Consider the following 20,782-nt stretch of genomic DNA (forward strand, 5'->3'; position numbering starts at 1 on the left):
GTCCCGGGGTTCGCACCGTCAAGCCACTGATGAAGCATGTCCAATGTCGTCGATCAAGTCTCCTGCGCCGGGCTGGCGCCAGGCCTGGGTCCGCGCGACGATCACGGAGGTCAGGAACAACTGGATGAGCTTTACCGCCGCTGCGGTCAGCAAGATCATCAAAGCCATGGCGGCGGCAGCTGCCGTATCGCCCGTGTCGTCCATCTCGACCACCGCGACGGAGGCGCGCTTGGTTGCTGGGGAATAGAGGAAGACGACCGCGCCGATCGTGGTCATGGCATTGAGGAAGAAATAGGTCGCGATGTCGATGACCGTCGGCGCGCAGATCGGCAGGGTGACCCGCGCGAAGGTTCGCCAAAAAGCAACGCCGAGGGCTGCCCCCGCCTCCTCGATCTCATTGTCGATCTGCTTCAGCGCCGTCGCTGCCATCAGATGCGGAACGGTGTAATAATGTGCAACCGACGACATCACGAGAATCGACAGGCCGCCATAGACATCGCTCAGCGGGTTCGCCGCGCTGTTGAAGAAGAAGATGTAGCCGAGACCCAGCACCAGTCCCGGAACGGCGAGCGGCAGCATCGCAAAGCCGCGGTAAAGCGCGCGCGGCAGCGCGTGCCCCGGACCCTTCTCGACCAAATAGGCACCACCGAAGGCGCAGATCGTGCCGATCAGCGCGGTCAGCGCCGCCATCTTCAGAGAGTTGGCATAAGACGACCAGCCTGCGGCGTCATAGGATGAGAAATCGTAGTTCTTCAATGTGAGGCTGAGATCGTACGGCCAGAAGGACACGAAGGAGGCGAACGAGGCGGTACCGACGAGCAAGAGGATGAATGCCGCGATCACGCTCGTGACTGCCAGCATGGAAAGGTCGAAGGCACGGCGGGGCGCGGGGACCAGCACGACGGCGCGCGTCCCCAGCATCGATGTTTGCCGGCGCTTGACGTAGAGGTCGACGCCAAATGACAGAACCGCTGGCAACAGCAGCAATACGCCAACCACGGCACCCATGCGGAAGTTCTGCTGGCCGATGACCTGCTTGTAGATCTCGATCGAAAGGACGTTGAATTGCCCGCCGATCACCTTTGGCACGCCGAAATCGGTGACGGCGATGGTGAAGACGACGAAGGCGGTGCTGATCAACCCGAAACGTACGCCCGGCAGCGTGATCGTACGGAACATGCGAGAGCGCGATGCGCCGAGCGTCTCGGCCGCCTCGTAAAGGCGCGCATCTGCGAGCGCAAGCGCTGTGACAAGGATCATCAGCGCGTGCGGGAAACAGTAAAAGACCTGCGCCGAGACGATACCAGACAACCCATAAATCGAGCCGCCGCCGAGGAGCGCCTTGAGAAGGCCCTGGTTGCCGAAAAGATAGGTCAGTGCGATCGCCGGCAGCAGCGAGGGCGACAGGATCGGCAGAAGCCCGATACCGCGGAACAGAGGCTTGAACGGCATGCAGCTACGCGAGAGCGCATAAGCGTAGAGAAAAGCCAGGGACGCCGTAATTCCTGTTGTCAGCAGGCCGAGCACCAGGCTGTTGCCGATCGAGCGCGAAAGCGAGGGATTGGCGAGGTAATCTCGGAAATTGGCGAGGCCGACATTCTGATCTTCAAGACTTTTGCCAAGGATGGCGACAACCGGCAACAGCACCAATACGACCAATATCAAGAGCAAGATAACGGTCAGGATAAGCCGCAGCACGGGCTCGGAAAGGACGGGCGAGCGACATCGAGCGTCTCGCGCGATGGTGTCACGCATGGCCGGCGACCGGCAGCATTTGCAGACGTGCGGGATCGAGTACCACCGACACTGCGGCCCCCGGCCCGATCGCCAGTTCACGCATCTGGCGGGCAGCAACCTCCGCCGTAAGTTCGAGGCCACCCCAGGCCGGTACGACAATGCGCAGGCGGGTGAAAGAACCGAGGAATTCCGCGGCCGTCACTGTCGCGGCCGCACAGTTGGTGGCTGGTATCTGCGCCGCGGCCGAGATCTCGACGTCCTCGGGGCGTATGCAGAGTTTGGCCGGGCCATCCTGCCCGCCGGGCGCAAGTTCAAGCGTCATCGATGCATCTTGCGACCTGAACAGCATGCCGGAGATTCGTCCCGACAACACGTTCATCCTGCCGACGAAACCCGCCACGAAGAGCGAGGCGGGACGGCGGTAGATTTCGGCGGCCGTTCCGACCTGCTCGACCGTGCCGTGGTTCATCACCACGATACGGTCGGCCATGGCGAGTGCTTCCTCCTGGTCGTGTGTCACCATGATGGCGGTAATGCCGAGCCGGCGCTGCAGATCCTTGATCTGCTCGCGCAGATGGATGCGGACCTTGGCGTCGAGCGCGCTCAGCGGTTCGTCAAGGAGGAGCAATTGCGGGTTCGGTGCGAGCGCACGCGCCAGAGCGACGCGCTGTTGCTGTCCTCCGGAAAGTTGTGACGGGTACTTGCCGGCCGTGTCCGGCAGACCGACCATATCGAGCAAGTCCGCGACACGCGCGTCGGCAGCCCGCCCTCTCGCCTTCAGGCCATAGGCAATGTTCTGGCGAACGGTGAGGTTCGGAAAGAGTGCATACGATTGGAACAGGATGCCGAAGCCGCGCTCGGCTGCCGAGAGCTTTGAGATATCGCGCCCGTCACGAATGATCGCGCCGACGCTCGGCCGTTCCAGACCGGTAATAATACGCAGCAGCGTCGACTTACCACAGCCGGAAGGTCCAAGGAAGCTCACGAGCTCGCCTTCATAGATCTCGAGGTTGATTGCCTTCAATGCGGCATAGCGGCCGAAGGTCTTGCCCAGGCCGCGGATCGTGAGCAGCGGCGCGCTTTGGCCGGAAGAAGGAACCATGGAGACCCGGATGACATCAGATGACCCAGTGCGATTTCAGCGATGCGCGCCGGACTAACTGGAGGAGAGCTTTCCGTGATGGCCCGTCGGCCTCTCGGGTCGAGGGTTCAATTGGCCTTCGGCTCGGACTTGCCGTCGTAACGCTTGACCCATTCGGCGGTCAGCGCCTCGCGATCGAGCGCGCTCGCCGTCAGGTCCTGATCGGCCATGGCCGCTTCGGCTCCTGACGGATACGCCTTGGGCGTTGGAAACTCGCCGGGGTAGGCGACAATCGCCATGAACTTGTTGTACTGGTCGTTGGCTTCCTTGCTCACCGAGAAATCGGCGAGCGCCTGGGCCGCCTTGAGTTTCTTCGTGCCCTTGATGATCGCGGTGGCCTCGATATCCCAGCCAGTCTTATCCTTGGGCAAGATGATGTCGATCGGCGCACCCTTGGCCTTCAGTTGCGGCGAGGTGATGTCGGTCGAGATACCGATGACGTACTCGCCGGTCGCGGCCATCTTGCACGGCTTCGAGCCAGAATGGGTATAAAGCGCAATGTTCTCGTGCAGTTCATCCATGAAGGACCACGCCTTGTCGCCCATCGACTGCTTCCAGTGGTTGATGGCCATGTAGCCCGTATGGCTCGAGGCCGGGTTCGGCATGGTGATTTGGCCTTTGTAAATGGGCTTGGCGAGATCGGCCCAAGTCTCCGGCGCCGGAAGGTTGCGCTTCTTTGCCTCGATCGTATTGAAGCAGATCAGGCTCATCCAGGTGTCCATGCCAGTCCAGGACGGCGGGGTCTTGCTATCGCGAAAGCGGGACTTCAGCTTCTCGTACTCCTTTGGCGCATAGGGCTCAAGCATGCCAAGCTTTTCGAGGCTGACGAGGTGCATGAGCGGTACGCCCCAGACGGCATCCGCGCGCGGGTTGTCCTTCTCGGCAAGCAGGCGAGCCAGAATGATACCCGGGCTGTCGCGCAGCCAGGAAATCTCAACGTCGGGATGGGCCTTTTCGAAGGCCGCCTTATAGGGGGCGAGTTGCTCCTTCTCCAGCGCGGTGTAGACGGTGATGGTTTCCTTGGCGGTTTGGGCAACCGCGACCGAAGCCGTGCCTGCCAGCACAAATCCGGCGAGAAGACCGAAAAGGCGGAGCCGATCGACCCCAAAGCGCTTGGAATTTGCGAAATGTCCGGTCATGGTTCTTGCCTCATTGCCCTGTTTGACACGCTAGGCGCCGCATCTTGAGGTGGGAATGCGCGAAGCGGAAATCGTCCATCGCGAAACACGATGGCACCCGGGCGCCAGCCCCCCAAGCGGAAAGGGCGGGGATCAAGTAAATCCAGCGATAAGGGCAGGTTTCGCAAACGCAGGCCCCCTGCTATGGGATCTGCAGATTCCAATCGCGCACGAGCTTCTCGGCGCTTTCTCAATGCCAGGGCGCTTACAGTGAAGGTCGGATTGACCGCGCCTTCGGTTGGAAACAGGCCAGGACCGCCGATCCAGAGGTTTGGAATATCGTGCGTCTGGCCATAGGCGTTCGTCACCGACGTAGCGTGCGCATCACCCATGATCGTTCCACCGTGAAAATGGATGCCGCCCGGATTGGGATTGAACCAGGCTGCCGTCGCGCCTGCCGCGGTCATGATCCGCAGCCCTTCCTCATTGACATGACGCCAGAGGCTCGGGGCATTCCCATCGTAGGAATGAACGACCCGAGCGAGGGGAATCCCGAATTCGTCCTTTTGATCGGCCAGCATGATGCGATTGTCCGGATTGGGCAGTGCCTCATTGAGGCCCAGCATCCGGGTCAGGCCGCGCGCCGCCGCCTTCATGTGGGCATGCAGGCCCTCGCCAGACAATGCGCTGCGCGCATTGGCGAAGCCAAGGATATCGTTTGGCTTCTGGGCAAAACCAACCTGCCACATGGTGCTGCCGAACATTCCCGGCCGCTTGTCCTTTGCTAGCCGTCCTGAGACATCAATAGTTCGCCACTGATGCCCATGTGGTTTTCGACATCCTCGTCGAACAATCCCCAGACACCCGATCCAATTCGATCAGGTCGAACGCCAGAATAATTTATCTGCAAGAGCGACGGTTGGGAAAACAGATTATTAATGGGTCTCGCTCAGATCGGCAAAGGACAGCACCCGAAGGCGAGGCAAGAAGCAGACGCCGAACAAGCCGAAACAGACCGGAAAGCTGCCGCAGCAACCGTTAGCCTCAAGCAGGCTTGGCAACGTTATCTGGAAGCCCACCTGATCCGCAAAGGCCGGAGCAAGAAAACGATTAGCGGCTATCGCGCTCACGTGGAGCGCCTCTTTGCAGAGTGGCTTAGAGAAGGCGAGAGGAGAGTCGACACACACATCCTAAATACAAGAGGCGCCAGTGTCGCGAAGACATGAACAACGAGCTCTCGGCCCGAACGGTCTTGGTCCTCGTCAAGGGCGTACGGTGGCTGGCCGAAGTCCCCTGCCAAACCGCTTAGAATCGCCTAGGAGCGCTTTTTCAGCGGCCTCTTATACCCAAGGGTCTCTCCCCGAATCTCCCAGCGATTACCCACGAATCCGTGCGGCCCATTCCAGCCCTTATCAAGCAGGTGCACTAGCCTTTTCCCATAAGCGTGCATCACGCGCAGGTATCCGTCCCAAATCATCGCATAAAGCTGCTGCTCTTCTTCAGTCTCCTCGATTGTGAGCGCGCAAGGATACCGGAACCACGAGTCCAGGCCCGATTCGAAAGCTTTGAGGACCCACAGGTACCGCTTCTTAAACGGGACCAGGCTCGACTGATCTTGGAGCTTCGTGAGGCTGTGAGACTTCAGGTGTTTCGCCAGTCGGCCGTTGGAAATCCACGCGGGATGTTCATAAACGAGAAAAGCCTTGATGGCATTTTCCAGCGCGAAGCCACCGAGCAGAAAGACCGGTTTGTCGACGCCGCGCGTTTCCTGAAGTACAATCTTATCCGGGCCACGCCGCGTCAAGAGAGACGATTGGTCTCTCGTCGCATACAGCGCCGTAGCCTGTTCGTGCAAATTTTCTGCTGACAGCAGCCACGAGTGCGGATTGGCAAACTCCGCCACAAACCGCCTATTCTGATCGACCAGGCTTGCCTCCCGCCAAAAACACAGAAAGCCCCGCTCCGGGGCCTTTCCTGTTCACCATGCCGTAATGCATCGATATGTGATATCGCGAATCAGCTACTGGACGACAATCCCAATCTCCTTTTTGAGCGATTGTTACGACTCGCTTTGTAGCACGAAGTACCTGTTTTGCAGTCTTTTCCTGCATCTGAAGCCCGCGAACATATGAGCACGAAGCGCCCTGATCCACTCAAAGATCGCCCGACCGAGGATCAGCAAATCGACGTTCTGCAAGCCCTCAGAACGGCGCCTGACCACATGCTCGCGATTACGGCAGCTGCCGATGTGGACTACGCACTCGAAACGGTGATCCGGGAGCGCTTCCGGATCGACAATGACGAAGATGCGCGAACATTCGACGGCGCACAGAATGGCTTCCTGGCCGCGGCATCCTCGAAAATCACCATTGCTTATGCCGCCGGCTTTATCGAAAAGACGTCCCGGGACGATCTGCGCATCATCAACAAGGTGGGAAATATCTTCGCCCATTCGATGCACCAGATCGATTTCAAGCATACTGAAGTCTCTGCAAGGTGTCGGAAGCTGAGCCTGGTGCAGCGCCGAAGTGATATGTTTCCCGATGCGGCGATCGCAGATCCTCACTCCTCATATTGGATTACATGCCTCGATTTTTTCGCCGTATGGCAGTTCCAGCGCCGGGGAATCCGCGAGGGCGGTCGGAAAGCTGCGCTTCCGATAGCGGAAAGGACGATGTGGACGGTTTTGGGAATCAATGGTGGCTGGTGGCCGCGATCACTGTAGAGATCGGCCTGCGCAGCTATTTTTGGAACGGCCACTCCAAAACTGTGGAGCTCATTTCCGGGTGAAGGGGACGACAACGCCGCCCATTTCAGTGGAAGAAGGGCTACGGCTAGATGTCACCTTCAGCTGTACGACCTCAGCCGCTGGCGCAGAAAACCAACCAGGCGGCAGGGAGGCGAGATTTTCGACGTCTCCAGCAGACATCGTGAACTCGACCGCTAATAGATCTGCTTTTGTTCGCACGCCAGCATCGGCAATCAAGTTTAACGCATGCGCAAGCGTCCGCGGCTCCGTCAAAGGCCATTCGCAATCAAGCGGCTCCTCTCGATTCCACCCCTTTGCCGAATAGAGCTTGTAAAGATCGACGTCGTGACCTTCAGGAATGAGCTCCAGATCGGCCAAGCGCTTGATTTGCGCCTTGATGGAAACGCGCCACCTCTCCTTCAGAGTTTGGAGCATGGCGAGTGACGGTCGCTTGACCTCGTATGGATAGGTGGTCGACGGAAGTAGAAACGCACCCGCCAATCGCCGCGCTTGATCTTCAATCTGCTTGAGATCCTTTTTCAGCTCATCCTGCGAGACATTTTTATGTAGCACGGCATGGGCCATTTCATGTGCGGCATCCATCTGCCGGCGTGGAAATGACATCTTGTCAGTCGCCAGCAAGACATGCGGTCGCCCCTCTGGTTCCGACCAGGTGCAGACGCCGTCAAGTTTCGCTGTGCCCATCTCGATGGAGCCGACAATCGCGCCGACCCGTTCGAGCAGAGCGACCACATCCGTGCAGGGCCCCTCGCCGATCTTCCAGTGACGGCGGAGATCGAGTGCAATTCGTTCTATGTCTTCATCACGCAACTGCCTGTAGCTCGATTTCCCGAGGACATCGGGCACGTCGACTGCGGGGAAGTCGACATAATGCTGCAGGACAGAACTGATTTCCTGCAGCCAACGCAGCTGCGATTGTTGATAATCGATGTCGCGCACCAGCGTTGATGACAGCGAGCGATAAAACATCGCCCGAGAATTCTTTTGGATAGGCCTTAGAAAATACTCCCGGCGCACCTGGAGGGCGCTGGTAAGCGCCGTCATCGCATCCGCATCCGGGGCGCTCGTTCCGTCTTCCCAGCGCGCAACAGTGCTCGCGCTCATGCTGAGGCGCCGCGCAAGAGCCGACATGCTTGTTAACCGTCGCGCCGCCCGTACTTCGGTCAGACGCTCCGGTATGAATCCGGGTGTACCCACACGCATTTGTTCACCAAGATCGTTTCTATTGCCAATCGCTCAGGGATAATGGATCAGCCCTGAGCATCACCCTCCTCTTTGTTGACCGTCGGCGCCTCGGGCGGAACGAATGGCCTCATGACCTTTTTCAGCATCACTTGCGGCTGTTCGGCTTCCGGCGGAGCGATGGGCGTCGGCGGCGGAACGTCCGGGGCGACGCCATCTTCCCCAGCGAGGAATGAGTTCAGCGGTTCGTAGTAGAGAAAGCCCTCGTAGTTGGACTCGATCACACCCACTGCGATCTCCTCGATCTTGCCGGCGCGATCGCGATCGCGAGCGACAAGAAGAGCTACAAAAATGTCGCCGATCTTCGGCCCAGTACCGTCAAAGTCGAGGCGCAGCGAAAGCTCATAGTTGACGCTGACCCCGGCGAGGCGGGATTTGTTTTTCGCCGGCAGCGCGCCCGTCGCTGGCATGCTGGCGAGCGCCAGGATGATCCCCTGCCCTTCGTGTTCGAAGCGCATAAAGGGTTGGTGGATCCGCAGATCCGTTTTCGGCATCACCCCGCCCTCAAGGAGGTGCCCGCCATGCAATGAGCAGACGTCTTCGAAGCCTTGCTCACAACTGCGAAAACGCGCCTGGCCCTCGAGACCGCGTGCGCGCAAGGGCGTCAACCCTTCGAAACCGTCGCGAACCACTTCGTGTGCGCGCAGCGCTTCCGCCTTAATCCGATCCTCTAAATCAATCAACAAGTTACGCGAGAGAACGGTACGGAGCCTAGAACGAATGGGAGCGGTCATGCCTAACCTCGAATCATGCGTATATATGGATATTACCGCGAAAGTTTTGCGAAAAGAAAGAAAATATGTCCTTAGATCGACTCTAACAGGTTGAAAAAGATGTAATTGGACGGCGCGGCACGGGTCGGACCGGATGCTCTCCCTGAGCGCCTTCTGCCAGCGTTCCGGCGGGGAGCGCGCGATCACTTTTCGCAGATATCAGCTTGAGAGCATATTTTTCACGAAATTCGATTGTAATTCACCAAGTCTGGGTTCTCCCCAAGAGAATTCAGAGAACAGAGATCATTTATCAGAGAAATCCAATTGAGCGCGTCATTTTCAGGTCCAGTAAGTGTTTTTCGTGACCGACGGCTACCCGAGCCGGCCGTTCCAGCGGGCTATGCGGCCCTGATTGACGCTTACGATCTGTCCGTCCCGGTTCCCCGGGCACTTTCGGCCATCGGCACCAAACACCGCATCCTCGAACAGGGCGGCTGGCGCATCTACACGCCTCGCCATGCGCCCGAGGCATCGCTTGAGGGACACCTGACTTTTGCCCTCAAGTACGAAGGCCTGGATCTAGCCGTCCTGAAGCGGCTTTTCCTTGCCGTCACGGGAGGAGATATCGCAGAGCTCGTAAGGCAGAAGCCTACCGGTCTGTATGCGCGCCGAATTTGGTTCTTATACGAGTGGCTGCTCGGCCAGGAGCTGAACCTGCCTGCCGCAGACAAGGTCTCGTATGTGGATGCTGTCGATATCGACATCCAGTTCGGAGCCACGGGGCAGAACTCGGCTCGGCATCGTGTCCGCAACAACCTTCCCGGAACGCCGGAATTCTGTCCGCTTGTCTTCAGGACTCCAGCGTTGAAGGACTTCATTGCGCAGGACTGGAAGGAGCGCGCGCGCGCAGTTGTCAGCGCAGTGCCGAAGGATCTGCTAGCCCGTACCGCAGCCTTCCTTCTGCTGAAGGACTCAAAGTCCAGCTATGTGATCGAAGGAGAGAAGCCGCCACAGGATCGCGTCCAGCGCTGGGGCCGCGCTATTGGCGAGGCCGGCGGCGCAGCGCTCGACGAGCAGGAGTTCCTTCGCCTCCAACGTATCGTGATTGGGGACGAGCGTTTCGTGAAGCTCGGTTTCCGAAAGGATGGCGGTTTTGTCGGCGAGCACGATCGCGATACGCAGCGCCCTATCCCGGACCATATCAGTGCGCGCCACGAAGATATAGCTTCGCTCATGGCGGGACTCATCGCATTCGACCATAGCGCCGAGGGTGAATTCGATGCTGTGATCGCGGCCGCTATACTCGCGTTCGGGTTCGTGTATATCCACCCGTTCGAGGACGGCAACGGGCGCATTCATCGCTATCTGATCCATCATGTTCTCGCGCGTCGCGGCTTTAACCCGGCCGGCCTGCATTTTCCCGTGTCATCGGCTATTCTCGACCGGATTACCGAGTACAAAAGCGTCCTTGAGAGCTATTCGGACAGGCTACTTCCCTGCATCAAATGGGAGGCGACGCCGGCTGGCAACGTTAAGGTTCTCAACGATACTGCCGATTTCTATCGCTTTTTCGATGCAACGCCGCACGCGGAATTTCTGTATGCCTGCGTGCGCCAGACGATCGAGCGGGATCTTCCGAACGAAACTCGGTTCCTTCTCGGCTTCGACACGTTCCGCGCGGGCGTAGCAAGCATGATCGATATGCCGGAGAGGACGCTGAACAATTTGTTCGGCTTCCTCAGGCAGAATCAGGGCAAGCTGTCGAAGCGAGCGCGAGAGAACGAGTTCGCTGCTCTGACTGAGGACGAGGTTTCGAAGATTGAACAACTATACGCAGAATCATTCGACCAAGGCGGAGCCGTAGCTGGCTGAGGATAGTGACTTCACGATGCGTCGGCTTGACTTGCCCCATTGCTCCTCTGGCTCCATGACGTTCAAACGCATTGACTTCAGATAGAGCGACTGCGATCGACTTGCGCGCTCATGCAGCGACCGGCCCTTCCGCCGCATGAAGCGCCGTTTGCCGCCCCGACTTGCGTAGAGGTGCTCTTAGTCTTGGCTGTCGGCCATTGGCATCGCGAGCTTTCCAGCTTCGGTTTTGCCGACGGAGGTCAACGCCCATCATCGTGCAATTCATAGCCATCGATGTTGCCGTCTTCCGCATTCGAGACGTAAAGAACGTCATCGCGGAAGTTTCTGTTCATGACGCGCTCTCTCCAGAATCTTCCGAAAGATGATAGCCGCGGCCGCGATAGTCGAACTCGACGAGCTCGCAGATCCGAGCCGCGGGATTGGCGGGGGCCGCGTAATAGGCCCTGATCTCCTTGATGAGCCCGCTCGCCGCGTCGAACACGTACCATTCGTCACCGCGGAGCGCGGTGCTCTGCTTGCGCTTCCAATGGGTCCATTCGATCACCGCTTCCGGCGCGCGCGACGAGCACAGGATCTTTTCGATCGTCCACTGCGAGCCGAGATTCTCGACGCACCAGATCCATTTGCGCGCGATGGTCTCGGCGCCGCGCCAGGGTATATCTGGCAGGCCGGGCGGAAAATAGTGCACCGCGTCGGCGGTGAAGCACGACATCAAGGCATCGTAATCGGCCGCGTTGCAGGCGTCGAAATAGCGGCGGATGGTCGCCTCCATGGCGGCGGGGGATGTCTTGCTCATGTCATGCCCCCGCCCGGATCGTCGTCGCCCTCGCTGGATCGGCACCGGCCTTCTTCCAGGCCTCGAAATCGGCGCGCACCGAAGGCGTCGGCGGATAGACGCCATAGAGTGGCTCGCCGGCGGAGATGCGATACGACAGGTACTTTTCGAGCTGGTCGCGCCGCTCGCAGAGATCGGCCATCTCCGCCGCCAGGTGCCTGGGCACCACGGTGACGCCGTCACCATCGCCGACAATGATGTCGCCCGGGTAGACCGCGACGTCGGCGCAGGCGATTGGGACATTGAGGTCGGCGACGCGGTGATAGGACAGCCGCGTCGAGGCCGTGACCTGCCGCGCATAGGCCGGGAAGTCGAGCCGTGCCAGCTCCTGGCCGTCACGGAATGCGCCATCGGTGACGATCGCGGCCGCACCGCGCGCCTTCATCCGCGTCGGCAGCATCGCGCCCGCCGATGCCGCCCGCGGATCGTTGCGACTATCGATCACCAGGACTTGGCCCGGCGGAATGTTCTCGACCGCCTCCCATTGCAGATTGTCCGCGTTCGGATGCGGCGTGAGCGTCTCGATGGTGTCGAGATCCTCGCGCGCCGGGATCATGCGCATGGTGAAGGCCTCGCCGGCGAAGCGGACCGCGTCGTTGTTCATCGGCACGAGGCCGACCAGGAAGCACTGGCGCAGGCCCTTCTTGAACAGCTCGGTGGTCAGCGATGCAGAGGAAACCTCCTTCAGCCGCTGGATGACGGAGGGATCGAGGGGACTGAGTTTCGTTTTCGGCTCGTACATAGCCATGCTCCTCAGGGACGCTTTCCGACCTCGTGGACGTCGCGGGCCCAGGCGCGCCCCTGCTCCGACAGGCTGAAGCCGAGGCCCGGCCGGTTCGGCACGATCATGCGGCCATTCACGACCTCGAGCTTCTCGTTGAACATCGCCTCCGACCATTCGAAATGCTCGACCCAGGGTTCGCGGGCATAGGCCGCCGTCAGGTGCAGATGGATCTCCATGCAGTAATGCGGCGCGAGCTGGAGCTTCTTGTGGTCGGCCAGCGCCAGGATCTTGAGGAACGGCGTGATGCCGCCGACGCGCGGCGCATCGGGCTGGATGAAATCGACGGAATTGTTGCGGATCAGCTCGTAATGCTCGTCGACGCTGGTCAGCATCTCGCCGGTCGCGATCGGGGTTGCGAGCTCGGCCGCGAGCGCCGCGTGGCCTTCGTAATCATAGGCGTCGAGCGGCTCCTCGATCCAGGTCAGGTTGAACTGCTCGGCGATGCGGCCGAAGCGCAGAGCCGTGGTGCGGTCCCATTGCTGGTTGGCGTCGATCGCCAAGGGAACGTCGCCGATATGGTTGCGGACCGCTTCGATGCGTTTGAGGTCGACCATCGGGTCGGGCTGGCCGACCTTGAGCTTGATGGCGCCGATGCCCTTGTCGAGCGCCATGGAGACGCGCTCCTTCACCTCCTCGATCGGCATCGAGAGATAGCCGCCCGAGGTATTGTAGCAGCGCACGGAATCGCGATGGGCACCCAGCAGCTTTGCCAGCGGCAGTTTGGCGCGCTTGGCCTTGAGGTCCCACAGCGCGATGTCGAAGGCGGCGATCGCCTGCGTGGACATGCCGCTGCGGCCGACCGAGGCGCCGGCCCAGACCAGCTTGTCCCAGAGCCGCGCGATGTCGCTCGGATCCTCGCCGATCAGCTCGCCGGCGATTTCCTTGGCATGCGCAAACTGGCCGGGACCGCCGGCGCGCTTGGAATAGCTGTAGCCGATGCCGCTATGGCCGTTCTCGGTCTCGATCTCCGCAAACAGGAACGCGATCTCGGTGAGCGGCTTCTGCCGGCCGGTAAGAACTTTGGCATCGCTGATCGCCTGCCCCAGCGGCAGGAAGACCAGCGAGGTCCGCACCCAGGCAATGCGGTCGGTGGTGGCTTCGCCGGCGGCAAGGCCTGCGGCGAGCGGGTTGGCGATGATGCGCGGGGTCACCTGCGTGTGTTGGTTCATGACGTTCTCCTGTGCTGTGGATTTTCGGGGGATGAGGTTATTCGGCCGCCACCGGCGCGGCGCGGATCAGGCCGCCGCCCTCACGGATGACGAGGCGTTCGATCGGGCCGACGATGACCCAGTAACAGAGCACGGCGAGCAGCCCGTGCAGGCCGACATAGAGCAGCGCGCCGTTGAACGATCCGGTGGCGGAGAGGATGTAGCCGATCGCAACCGGGGTCACGATTCCGGCGGTGTTGCCGATCGCATTGAACACGCCGCCGGTGAGCCCGATCACTTCCTTAGGCGCAGTGTCGGCGACAACAGTCCAGCCGAGCGAGCCAAAGCCCTTGCCGAAGAAGGCCGCGCTCATCAGCACCGTAATCAGCACGGTGGAGTCCGTGTAGTTGCAGCCGATGATCAACACCGTCATGACGAGGCCGATCGTGATCGGGGTCTTGCGCGCGATGCCGAGCGAGCCGGTGCGCTTGAACAGCCAGTCCGTGAAGAAGCCGGTGGCGACGCCGCCGATGAAGCCGCAGATGGCGGGAATGGTCGCGATCAGGCTGGCATCGAGCACCGATAGGCCGCGCGCCTTGACCAGATAAGTCGGAAACCAGGAGACGAAGAACCAGGTGATCGACGAGATGCCGTATTGCGCGAGGAAGATGCCCACCAGCATGCGGCTCTTGAAGAGCTCGCCGAGGTCGGACCAACGCGGCCCCTGCTCTGCCACCGCTGCCGGCGACGCGCCGCCGAGATCTACCAGCGCGCCGCCGGCGCGCAGATGGTCGAGCTCCGCGGCGCTGACTTTGGGATGACCGCTCGGCGGATAATAGGTAAGTGCCCACACCGCTGCGAACAGGAAGCCGAGCGCACCCATGACAGCGAAGATGTGCTCCCAGCCGAAGCGATGATCGAGGAAACCCATCAGCGGCGTGAAGATCACCAGCGAGACGTATTGCGCGCTGTTGAAGATAGCCCCCGCGATGCCGCGCTCGGTGGACGGAAACCATGCGGCGATGATGCGGCCGGCCGCGGGGCCGACGGGCGATTCGAAGACGCCTAGCATGAAGCGCAGGATCAGCATCACCAGGAACGGATAGCTGGCCCAGCCGACGCAGCTCATCAGGAAGGTGACGAGCGACCACAGGATCAATCCGCCCAAAATGGTCTGCTTCGCGCCGAGCCGGTCGGCGATCCAGCCCGCCGGGAGATGCGCCAGCACATAGGCCCAGGCAAAGGCCGAGAACATCCAGCCGAGCTCGACCGGCGTGATGCCAAGCGCCTTCGTCATGTTGGGTCCGGCGATCGACAATGTCGCGCGGTCGCCGCTGCTGAGCGCCAGCAGGATGGTGATCAACGCCAAAGTGACAAAACGATAATGCGTCCGTGCGGACGGCTTCTGCTCCGTGGTCACGCTGCTCCGCCCTTTCCCGTTTTGTTTGACCCGGTCGGACTTGCGCGACCGTGGATGTCCGCGAGACGCCAGCGGCGCTCAGGACGCGAGAAAGCTAGATCAGTGATCAATTCAGGTCTAAGCTCATTTTTGGATGAAATTGATCCAGAAAAGGTATCAATGATCGAGTTCGGGCAGGTGCGGGCCTTCGTGGCGGTGGCCGATGAGCTGAATTTCGGCCGTGCGGCCAAGCGGCTGAACATGACGCAGCCGCCGCTAAGCCGGCAAATCAAGCTCTTGGAAGATACTCTCCGGGTCACCCTGCTCGAGCGCACCAGCCGATCGGTGAAACTGACCGCGGCGGGTCGCGCCTTTCTTGGCGAAGCGCGCGCCTTGCTGCAGCAGCGCGAGCAAGCCGTGAAGACCGCACGGCAGGCCGCATCGATGGCGGGCGGCGCGCTGTCGATCGGCTTCGTGGGCGCAACGACCTATGGCTATCTGCCGTGGCTTGCGACGCGCGTAAGGGCCGAACTGCCGAACATCGAAATTACGTTCGAGGAACTGACATCGCGTCAGCAACTCGATGCGCTCAGATCAGGACGGATCGATCTCGGCCTGGTCAGGCCGATCGAAACGGAGAAGCCGATTCGAAGCGCGGCCGTCTTCCGCGAGGGCCTTGCGCTTGCGCTGCCGCTCAATCATCCGCTCGCGGTACGCCGGCGGCCGGAGCTGTCGCATCTCGAAGGCCAGCCTTTCATCATGTATTCGGCTGATGGACCTTATATGCGATCACTATTGACCGCGGCGTTTGACGCCAACGGCGTGCGGCCGCAGGTGGTGCAGTCGATGAGCCAGGCGCAGGCGATCCTGTCGCTGGTCAGCGCCGGCCTTGGCGTTGCCATCGTGCCGGAGGAGACCCGCAACGCCTGTTTCGACAATGTGGTGTTTCGCCCGATCAGGCTCGGGCCGTCCGTGTTCGCCGAGCTCCACGCGATCTGGCGCAGTGATAGCCGCAACGTCGCCCTGGCGCGGCTTCGCGAACTGGCGTTCCGACCAACGCGCTGAGGACAGGAACAAGAGCCAATCTTTGCAGCGGTCCTTCGCTGTTTCCTGAGAAGCAGCTATCTCGCGCCCTGCAATACGTCGATTCGTCGATCTTGATTCCACATCGATGGAGATTGCGGAGCACGAGCAAAAGCCTCGCAGACCGCATGCGCGCCCGTGAGGATTGCGGCGATGACAACCCGTCGGGTCTGACATCTGTGCTTTCGTCGATCCTTTTCTCTTAACATAAGAATCTTACTTCGACAGACCGGTCCGACTGCCTAGCACCACGAAACCTGGGCACAAGGCGGCTATTGGGGGGCTTCTGATCAGCCGCAAACTTCTTTGATGAATTTGATACCAATCAGCGCCAGCTTGCAAACCCATCGAGAGGCGTCAATCCACTCAGCTCGCCTTGCGCACCGTCTGTAAAAATTCCGCGACGTCACGTTTGAGCGCGACCGCCTGATCCTGAAGGGCAGAGGCTGCTGCGAGCGCGGCTTCGGCACCGATATCGGTTTCGCCGGCCACGGTGCGAACGGCGCCGACCTGCTCGCTCACGGCTGCGGTGCCGTTCGCGGCCTGCTCGACATTGCGGGCGATCTCGCTGGTTGCGGCGCCTTGCTCTTCGACAGCGGATGCGATCGTTGTCGCAATCTCGGTCATGGCAGAGATGGTCTTGCCGATTTGGCCGATCGCGGCTACCGATCGGCCGGTCGAGCTCTGAATCTCGGCAACAAGGCTCGATATCTCCTCGGTGGCTCGAGCCGTCTGCGTCGCGAGACTTTTCACTTCGTTGGCCACAACGGCAAAACCCCTGCCCGCGTCGCCGGCACGCGCCGATTCGATCGTGGCATTGAGCGCGAGCAGGTTGGTTTGGCTCGCGATCGCCTGGATGAGCTGGACCACTGTGCCGATGCGCTCGGCGGAATGTGATAGCGCACGCATCAGCGCCTCGGTGCGCGATGCCTCTTCCTTGGCTTGGTCAGACACCGACACGGAGCGGGCCACCTGGCTCGAGATCTCCTTGATCGAGGCCGCCAACTGGTGTGTCGCGGCAGCAACCGTCTGAACGTTGGAGGAGGCTTGAGTCGACGTAGCGGCCACCTGCTCGGCGAGTGAGCGGCCACGCTCGGCGACGCGAGCAAGGCTCTCTGCGCTCTGTCCCATCTCCTCGGCGCGGCTCGATACGCCGCTGATAACGCCTTCCATGCCGCGATCGAACCGATCAGCGAGTGTTCCCATCATCGCCGCACGCTCGGTCTCGGCCGCAACACGTTGTGCTGCAGCCTCGCGCTCCATGCGGCGAACGGTCTGTGCATTCTGCCGGAACACTTCGACGGCACCGGCCATATGTCCGATCTCGTCGCCGCGATCGCCACCTGGGATCGCCTCGTCGAGCTCGCCGGCCGCAAGCGACTGCATGCGCGAGGTCATCTGGCTGATAGGGCGCGACACACTCCGTCCGATCCCCCAAGCGAGCAGCGCGCCAAAAATGAGTGCGGAGCCTGCGACGGCGATCACCAGACTGTGGGTGTGCTCGACCGACTCCGCCGTCAGCCGGCTCTGTTCTTTGCGCGCGGCACCAAGCGCCTGACTGATCCGACTGGTCTGCGCGTCGATAACATTGCTTGCCCTGCCAAGATCGGCTTGACCTGCGCGCAGTTCACCGACCGCAGTCACGAGATCCGTTAAGTTCGCCGATTGATCCGCGAGCGTTTTCTTGAGTGCCGCGATCAGCATTTTTAGACGCGGGAGATCGGCGCCGCCGATCTCCGTCTCGCTATCGGCAATCGCGGCTTGGGCATAGGTGATTGACCGAACGACATCGTCGGCGTCGACTTGTGCCTCACTCGCGATATACCTTAGTACCACGATACGCACCGTGTCGGCCGTAGCTGCTATCCGCAGCGGGTTGAGTACATGTTCTGACTGGTTGGCAAGCGTCGTATTGATGGCACCGACGGTAAGGCCCGCCGATGCACCGAGTGCATCGCTCTTGGTGCTGGCATTCCGGAGATGGTCGACGGCGCCGGTAACTCCCGAAAAGGATTTCTTGTACCCATCGAGAGCTTCCACCAGCACGCCGCGGCCCGACGCGATCGCCGGCAAATGGCCGAATTGCTTGTCGATCTCGTCGAAGGTCTGGCCGAACCTGTCAATCGCCTTGGCGGCGCTGTCACGGTCGCCGAGATTGCGCGTGCGCACAAATTTTTCGACCGCTGCGTTGGCCGACAAGAGCGCAGCATGGACGCGCGACATACCAGCGTCCCCGTCCGCGCTGGTCACGAGATCGCCGACTGTGCCGCCGATCTCCGAGATTCGCACGACGGCCAGAAGCGCGAGCACCAAAAGGAACCCAAGGATCAGAGTGAAGCCGCCAAAGATACGCTGGCGGATGCCGATGTAAGACAGGAGCTTGAAGGAATTCATGGCTCTGAACCCTAACCACACACAATCATGTTTGAAGGCCACCGCATTCCTGCCGCCGATGTGGATGTACGGGGCTGGATCATGCTCTACGGAGTTGCACGGATTTGGGCGAGCAGATCCTTACCGAAACGCCTTTCGAACTCGGGCTCGAGCGGCTTCAAGGCGTCGATGAAGAGCTGGCGATCGACCTTCTCGATGATCTCCATGCCTCCCTTGCGCAATTCGTCAAGCTTCTTCGCCTCACCTTCGACACCGTACTTCCAAGTCGCTTCAGCACCAGCCTTAGCGGCGGCAATGATGATCGCCTGATCGACAGGCTTGAGCGCCTGGAACATGTCACGATTCGCGACGAAGGCGATTGGCGAGAAGAAATGTCCGGTCAGGCTGACGTGCTTCTGAACTTCGTCGAGATGGCTGGTGGCGATGGTCATGACGGGATTTTCCTGCCCGTCGATGCGGCCGTCCTTCAGGGCGGAATAAACGAGCGTGAAATCCATCGGCACAACCTCGGCCCCAAGCGCCTTGAACGTCATCGCATAGATATCGTTAGGAAGCACTCGGATCCTGAGGCCTTTAAGATCCGCGGGCGTGCGGATCGGCCGTTTCGAGTTGGTCAGGTTTCGGAAGCCCTGCTTGCCGATCGCGAGCAGCACAAGGCCTTTGTCGGCGAAACGTTTGGCGAGCGCAGCACCGACCGGCCCGTCTGCGACCGCCTTGGCTTGCGCGGCGTCACGAAAGAGAAACGGAACGTCGAACACGCCGAATTCAGGCACGACGGCACTGACAATGGAGCCCGAGAGAGTCGCCATGTCGATCACACCGCTGCGCGTTGCCGCGAGAATCGCCGGCTCTCCACCCAGAGAGGGGCCACCACGCTCATCCAGGATGATGCGCCTCTCGGCGATCTCGCCGAGCTTGCGGCGGAATTCGTCCGAACCGATTTGTTGCGGCCCCTCTGGCGCCGAGTTGAAAACCAACGACACCATCTGTGGTGTTCCGGTCGCGGGCACGAGTCCCAAAGACAACAACGTCAAGATAGTGCCGAGCCAACCAACAGTTTGCCACTTCATCGAACGCTCCCCCCAAGCGTCGCGATCATATCGAGATCAACTACAAGAATAGTTAAGCTTAGGCCGCAGAATACCTGATGGCTGCCAGCCGATGGCGCTCTTCATGCCGCGCAGCCGTAGTAAAATCGCGAAGAACGAGCCGGTTAAAATGGGCGGGCCGGTACCGCAGACCGCATTGTGCGGAAATACTTCACAATCGCCAACTAAAATTCGCTAATCGACTACTCTGCAACAGGCGGGGCTCAAGCTACGGCCCCAGAATTCGCGAGATCGGCGCCTGACCTAGGGTCATCCGAAGAATCTCTCGAGAGCGACCACAGCAATTTCCGACAGGGATCGGGCCTCGTCGAATCTTCTCGACAAGCGCAGCGGCGTGTCCCGACATCATCCGAATATGCAATCACCTATACATTGACGAACCGGCCCGATTCAGCGCGGAAAAATACGAGCGCTGCAAGCAGCCTGATCGGCGGCCGCTGCCGATGCGGCAGACGTTCGGTACTGACAATCGCCTACTTATCCTCGAAGGATCTGTGACCTTTCAAAACGACTTGGCGCGCCAGATCAGCCAATCGTTTGGCGGCGGGCGACAAAGCCCGGTCGCACCGCGATATCAAAGCGATGCTCCTGACTAACTTCTCGGGTCCAATGGGAATTCCGGTCATCTGGGAACTTGCCGTCAGCCTAAGCACCGAGCGCGGAAGGATTGCAACGCCGAGGCCAGCCTCTGCCATCGCCAGCAGCGTCAGACTATGGAGACAATCGTATTTGCAGGGCGACGGAAGACCACGCTTCTTCATCTCAGCGTCGAACAGCTGACGCATCGAAGTCGCGGGTGCAAGGTGCAGAAGCGGCAACTTCGAAAGCTCTTCAAGCGAAATGCTGCGCCGAGGTTTAGGAATGATGCTTTTCGGCGCGAGCGCAACTATTGGATCTTGTAGCAACACGTCGACTAATAGGTCGGGCTCTGGCGGAACGGCCTGCGCTATTGCGAAATCGATTGAGCCGTCGCGCAGGGCCGCGAGCAGTCCGTCCGAAGCAATCTCGCGCAGAAAGACTTTCACGTTAGGGTAATCGCGTTCGAACGTTGCCAGTATGGTCGGCCCGCAGCTTGCCGCAATCGTCGGAGCACAGCCGAGAACAACCCGTCCGTGTCGTAACTCGGCTGTTTCGTTGATCACACGAAGACTATGCTCAATTTCCTTGAGAGCCAGTCGGGCGCCGTTGAGCAGCTCTTCGCCTTCTGGCGTCAAACCTACGGATCGCGTCGTTCGATGCAGCAGCGCCAACCCGAGCTGACGTTCCAACTCCCTCACTTGCGCAGATACCGCTGATTGGGACCGCGCCGTCATCTCTGCCGCAATCCTGAAGCTTTTGTGCTCGGCAACAAGCACAAAGGTTTGCAGCAGCTTCGGATTGAAGTTCATTAAGTTGAGTGCCGGCTTGACCATGTCCTGCGTCATCCTCCGCGTCTGT

18 protein-coding genes are annotated in these 20,782 nt (G+C 60.4%); 3 read left to right on the plus strand and 15 right to left on the minus strand.

Going from position 1 to position 20,782, the window contains the following annotated elements; genetic code table 11:
* Nucleotides 1–18: 18 nt before the first annotated feature.
* From K289_RS0125865 to K289_RS0125890, 6 genes are all read right to left on the minus strand, one after another.
* Nucleotides 19–1,755, minus strand: a complete 1,737-nt coding sequence (locus tag K289_RS0125865) for a putative 2-aminoethylphosphonate ABC transporter permease subunit (protein WP_051310797.1) — start codon at nt 1,753–1,755, stop codon at nt 19–21.
* Nucleotides 1,748–2,839, minus strand: a complete 1,092-nt coding sequence (locus K289_RS0125870) for a putative 2-aminoethylphosphonate ABC transporter ATP-binding protein (protein WP_027554196.1) — start codon at nt 2,837–2,839, stop codon at nt 1,748–1,750. The genes K289_RS0125865 and K289_RS0125870 overlap by 8 nt, the downstream gene beginning before the upstream one ends.
* Before the next feature lie 107 nt (nt 2,840–2,946).
* Nucleotides 2,947–4,017 carry a putative 2-aminoethylphosphonate ABC transporter substrate-binding protein gene (locus tag K289_RS0125875; protein WP_051310799.1) on the minus strand — a complete coding sequence of 357 codons (1,071 nt, stop codon included), beginning with the start codon at nt 4,015–4,017 and terminating at the stop codon, nt 2,947–2,949.
* Nucleotides 4,014–4,760 (minus strand): GMC oxidoreductase, encoded by a 747-nt coding sequence (locus tag K289_RS0125880; RefSeq protein WP_035685757.1) that lies wholly within the window; start codon nt 4,758–4,760, stop codon nt 4,014–4,016. The genes K289_RS0125875 and K289_RS0125880 overlap by 4 nt, the downstream gene beginning before the upstream one ends.
* A 171-nt stretch (nt 4,761–4,931) precedes the next feature.
* The gene (locus K289_RS50680; protein WP_156918184.1) at nt 4,932–5,126 is read right to left on the minus strand and encodes a hypothetical protein; all 195 of its coding nucleotides are present in this window, start codon (nt 5,124–5,126) and stop codon (nt 4,932–4,934) included.
* Nucleotides 5,127–5,311: 185 nt separating this feature from the next.
* Nucleotides 5,312–5,899: a hypothetical protein gene (locus tag K289_RS0125890; RefSeq protein WP_156918185.1), complete on the minus strand. Its 588-nt coding sequence runs from the start codon at nt 5,897–5,899 to the stop codon at nt 5,312–5,314.
* 225 nt (nt 5,900–6,124) lie between these two features.
* On the opposite strand from K289_RS0125890, the gene K289_RS0125895 reads away from it, so the two are divergent.
* Nucleotides 6,125–6,721: a hypothetical protein gene (locus tag K289_RS0125895; protein WP_027554201.1), complete on the plus strand. Its 597-nt coding sequence runs from the start codon at nt 6,125–6,127 to the stop codon at nt 6,719–6,721.
* A gap of 51 nt (nt 6,722–6,772) precedes the next feature.
* On the opposite strand, the gene K289_RS45065 is transcribed toward K289_RS0125895, so the two are convergent.
* The gene (locus K289_RS45065; RefSeq protein WP_035685762.1) at nt 6,773–7,969 is read right to left on the minus strand and encodes an XRE family transcriptional regulator; all 1,197 of its coding nucleotides are present in this window, start codon (nt 7,967–7,969) and stop codon (nt 6,773–6,775) included.
* A 47-nt stretch (nt 7,970–8,016) separates the two neighbouring features.
* Nucleotides 8,017–8,742 (minus strand): hypothetical protein, encoded by a 726-nt coding sequence (locus tag K289_RS50685; RefSeq protein ID WP_156918186.1) that lies wholly within the window; start codon nt 8,740–8,742, stop codon nt 8,017–8,019.
* A gap of 303 nt (nt 8,743–9,045) precedes the next feature.
* On the opposite strand from K289_RS50685, the gene K289_RS0125910 reads away from it, so the two are divergent.
* Nucleotides 9,046–10,593, plus strand: a complete 1,548-nt coding sequence (locus K289_RS0125910; protein WP_198024767.1) for a Fic family protein — start codon at nt 9,046–9,048, stop codon at nt 10,591–10,593.
* A gap of 328 nt (nt 10,594–10,921) precedes the next feature.
* Here the strand turns inward: K289_RS0125910 and K289_RS0125920 are convergent, their stop codons facing one another.
* From K289_RS0125920 to K289_RS0125935, 4 genes are read right to left on the minus strand one after another with little or no spacing between them, the layout of a single operon-like run.
* Nucleotides 10,922–11,389, minus strand: coding sequence for a nuclear transport factor 2 family protein (locus K289_RS0125920; RefSeq protein WP_027554205.1), 468 nt, complete (start codon nt 11,387–11,389; stop codon nt 10,922–10,924).
* A gap of 1 nt (nt 11,390) precedes the next feature.
* A complete protein-coding gene (locus K289_RS0125925; RefSeq protein ID WP_027554206.1) occupies nt 11,391–12,170 on the minus strand; it encodes a ribonuclease activity regulator RraA in 780 nt (259 codons plus the stop codon).
* Nucleotides 12,171–12,181: 11 nt separating this feature from the next.
* A complete protein-coding gene (locus tag K289_RS0125930) occupies nt 12,182–13,381 on the minus strand; it encodes a mandelate racemase/muconate lactonizing enzyme family protein (RefSeq protein WP_198024768.1) in 1,200 nt (399 codons plus the stop codon).
* A gap of 37 nt (nt 13,382–13,418) precedes the next feature.
* Entirely contained in the window at nt 13,419–14,780 is a 1,362-nt protein-coding gene (locus K289_RS0125935; protein ID WP_027554208.1) for an MFS transporter, read from the minus strand.
* Between the two features lie 159 nt (nt 14,781–14,939).
* On the opposite strand from K289_RS0125935, the gene K289_RS0125940 reads away from it, so the two are divergent.
* Nucleotides 14,940–15,824 (plus strand): LysR family transcriptional regulator, encoded by an 885-nt coding sequence (locus K289_RS0125940; RefSeq protein ID WP_027554209.1) that lies wholly within the window; start codon nt 14,940–14,942, stop codon nt 15,822–15,824.
* A 384-nt stretch (nt 15,825–16,208) separates the two neighbouring features.
* On the opposite strand, the gene K289_RS0125945 is transcribed toward K289_RS0125940, so the two are convergent.
* The 3 genes from K289_RS0125945 to K289_RS0125955 form a co-directional block, all read right to left on the minus strand.
* On the minus strand, nt 16,209–18,236 hold the full coding sequence (locus K289_RS0125945) for a methyl-accepting chemotaxis protein (protein WP_027554210.1): 2,028 nt from the start codon (nt 18,234–18,236) through the stop codon (nt 16,209–16,211).
* An 86-nt stretch (nt 18,237–18,322) separates the two neighbouring features.
* Nucleotides 18,323–19,222: a TRAP transporter substrate-binding protein gene (locus tag K289_RS0125950; protein WP_371260855.1), complete on the minus strand. Its 900-nt coding sequence runs from the start codon at nt 19,220–19,222 to the stop codon at nt 18,323–18,325.
* Nucleotides 19,223–19,818: 596 nt separating this feature from the next.
* Nucleotides 19,819–20,769: a LysR family transcriptional regulator gene (locus K289_RS0125955; RefSeq protein WP_027554212.1), complete on the minus strand. Its 951-nt coding sequence runs from the start codon at nt 20,767–20,769 to the stop codon at nt 19,819–19,821.
* Between the last annotated feature and the right edge of the window lie 13 nt (nt 20,770–20,782).

It is taken from the genome of Bradyrhizobium sp. Cp5.3, from assembly GCF_000426265.1.
GTDB lineage: Bacteria > Pseudomonadota > Alphaproteobacteria > Rhizobiales > Xanthobacteraceae > Bradyrhizobium > Bradyrhizobium neotropicale.

What these genes read in the sequence shown, in the direction of transcription:
- K289_RS50685 (WP_156918186.1), bottom strand. Translation starts at nt 8,742, where the DNA reads ATGACCGCTCCCATTCGTTCTAGGCTCCGTACCGTTCTCTCGCGTAAC.
- K289_RS0125955 (WP_027554212.1), bottom strand. Translation starts at nt 20,769, where the DNA reads ATGACGCAGGACATGGTCAAGCCGGCACTCAACTTAATGAACTTCAAT.
- K289_RS0125930 (WP_198024768.1), bottom strand. Translation starts at nt 13,381, where the DNA reads ATGAACCAACACACGCAGGTGACCCCGCGCATCATCGCCAACCCGCTC.
- K289_RS0125895 (WP_027554201.1), top strand. Translation starts at nt 6,125, where the DNA reads ATGAGCACGAAGCGCCCTGATCCACTCAAAGATCGCCCGACCGAGGAT.
- K289_RS0125940 (WP_027554209.1), top strand. Translation starts at nt 14,940, where the DNA reads ATGATCGAGTTCGGGCAGGTGCGGGCCTTCGTGGCGGTGGCCGATGAG.
- K289_RS0125945 (WP_027554210.1), bottom strand. Translation starts at nt 18,236, where the DNA reads ATGAATTCCTTCAAGCTCCTGTCTTACATCGGCATCCGCCAGCGTATC.
- K289_RS0125880 (WP_035685757.1), bottom strand. Translation starts at nt 4,760, where the DNA reads ATGTTCGGCAGCACCATGTGGCAGGTTGGTTTTGCCCAGAAGCCAAAC.
- K289_RS0125925 (WP_027554206.1), bottom strand. Translation starts at nt 12,170, where the DNA reads ATGTACGAGCCGAAAACGAAACTCAGTCCCCTCGATCCCTCCGTCATC.
- K289_RS0125865 (WP_051310797.1), bottom strand. Translation starts at nt 1,755, where the DNA reads ATGCGTGACACCATCGCGCGAGACGCTCGATGTCGCTCGCCCGTCCTT.
- K289_RS0125920 (WP_027554205.1), bottom strand. Translation starts at nt 11,389, where the DNA reads ATGAGCAAGACATCCCCCGCCGCCATGGAGGCGACCATCCGCCGCTAT.
- K289_RS0125950 (WP_371260855.1), bottom strand. Translation starts at nt 19,222, where the DNA reads ATGGTGTCGTTGGTTTTCAACTCGGCGCCAGAGGGGCCGCAACAAATC.
- K289_RS0125875 (WP_051310799.1), bottom strand. Translation starts at nt 4,017, where the DNA reads ATGACCGGACATTTCGCAAATTCCAAGCGCTTTGGGGTCGATCGGCTC.
- K289_RS0125870 (WP_027554196.1), bottom strand. Translation starts at nt 2,839, where the DNA reads ATGGTTCCTTCTTCCGGCCAAAGCGCGCCGCTGCTCACGATCCGCGGC.
- K289_RS45065 (WP_035685762.1), bottom strand. Translation starts at nt 7,969, where the DNA reads ATGCGTGTGGGTACACCCGGATTCATACCGGAGCGTCTGACCGAAGTA.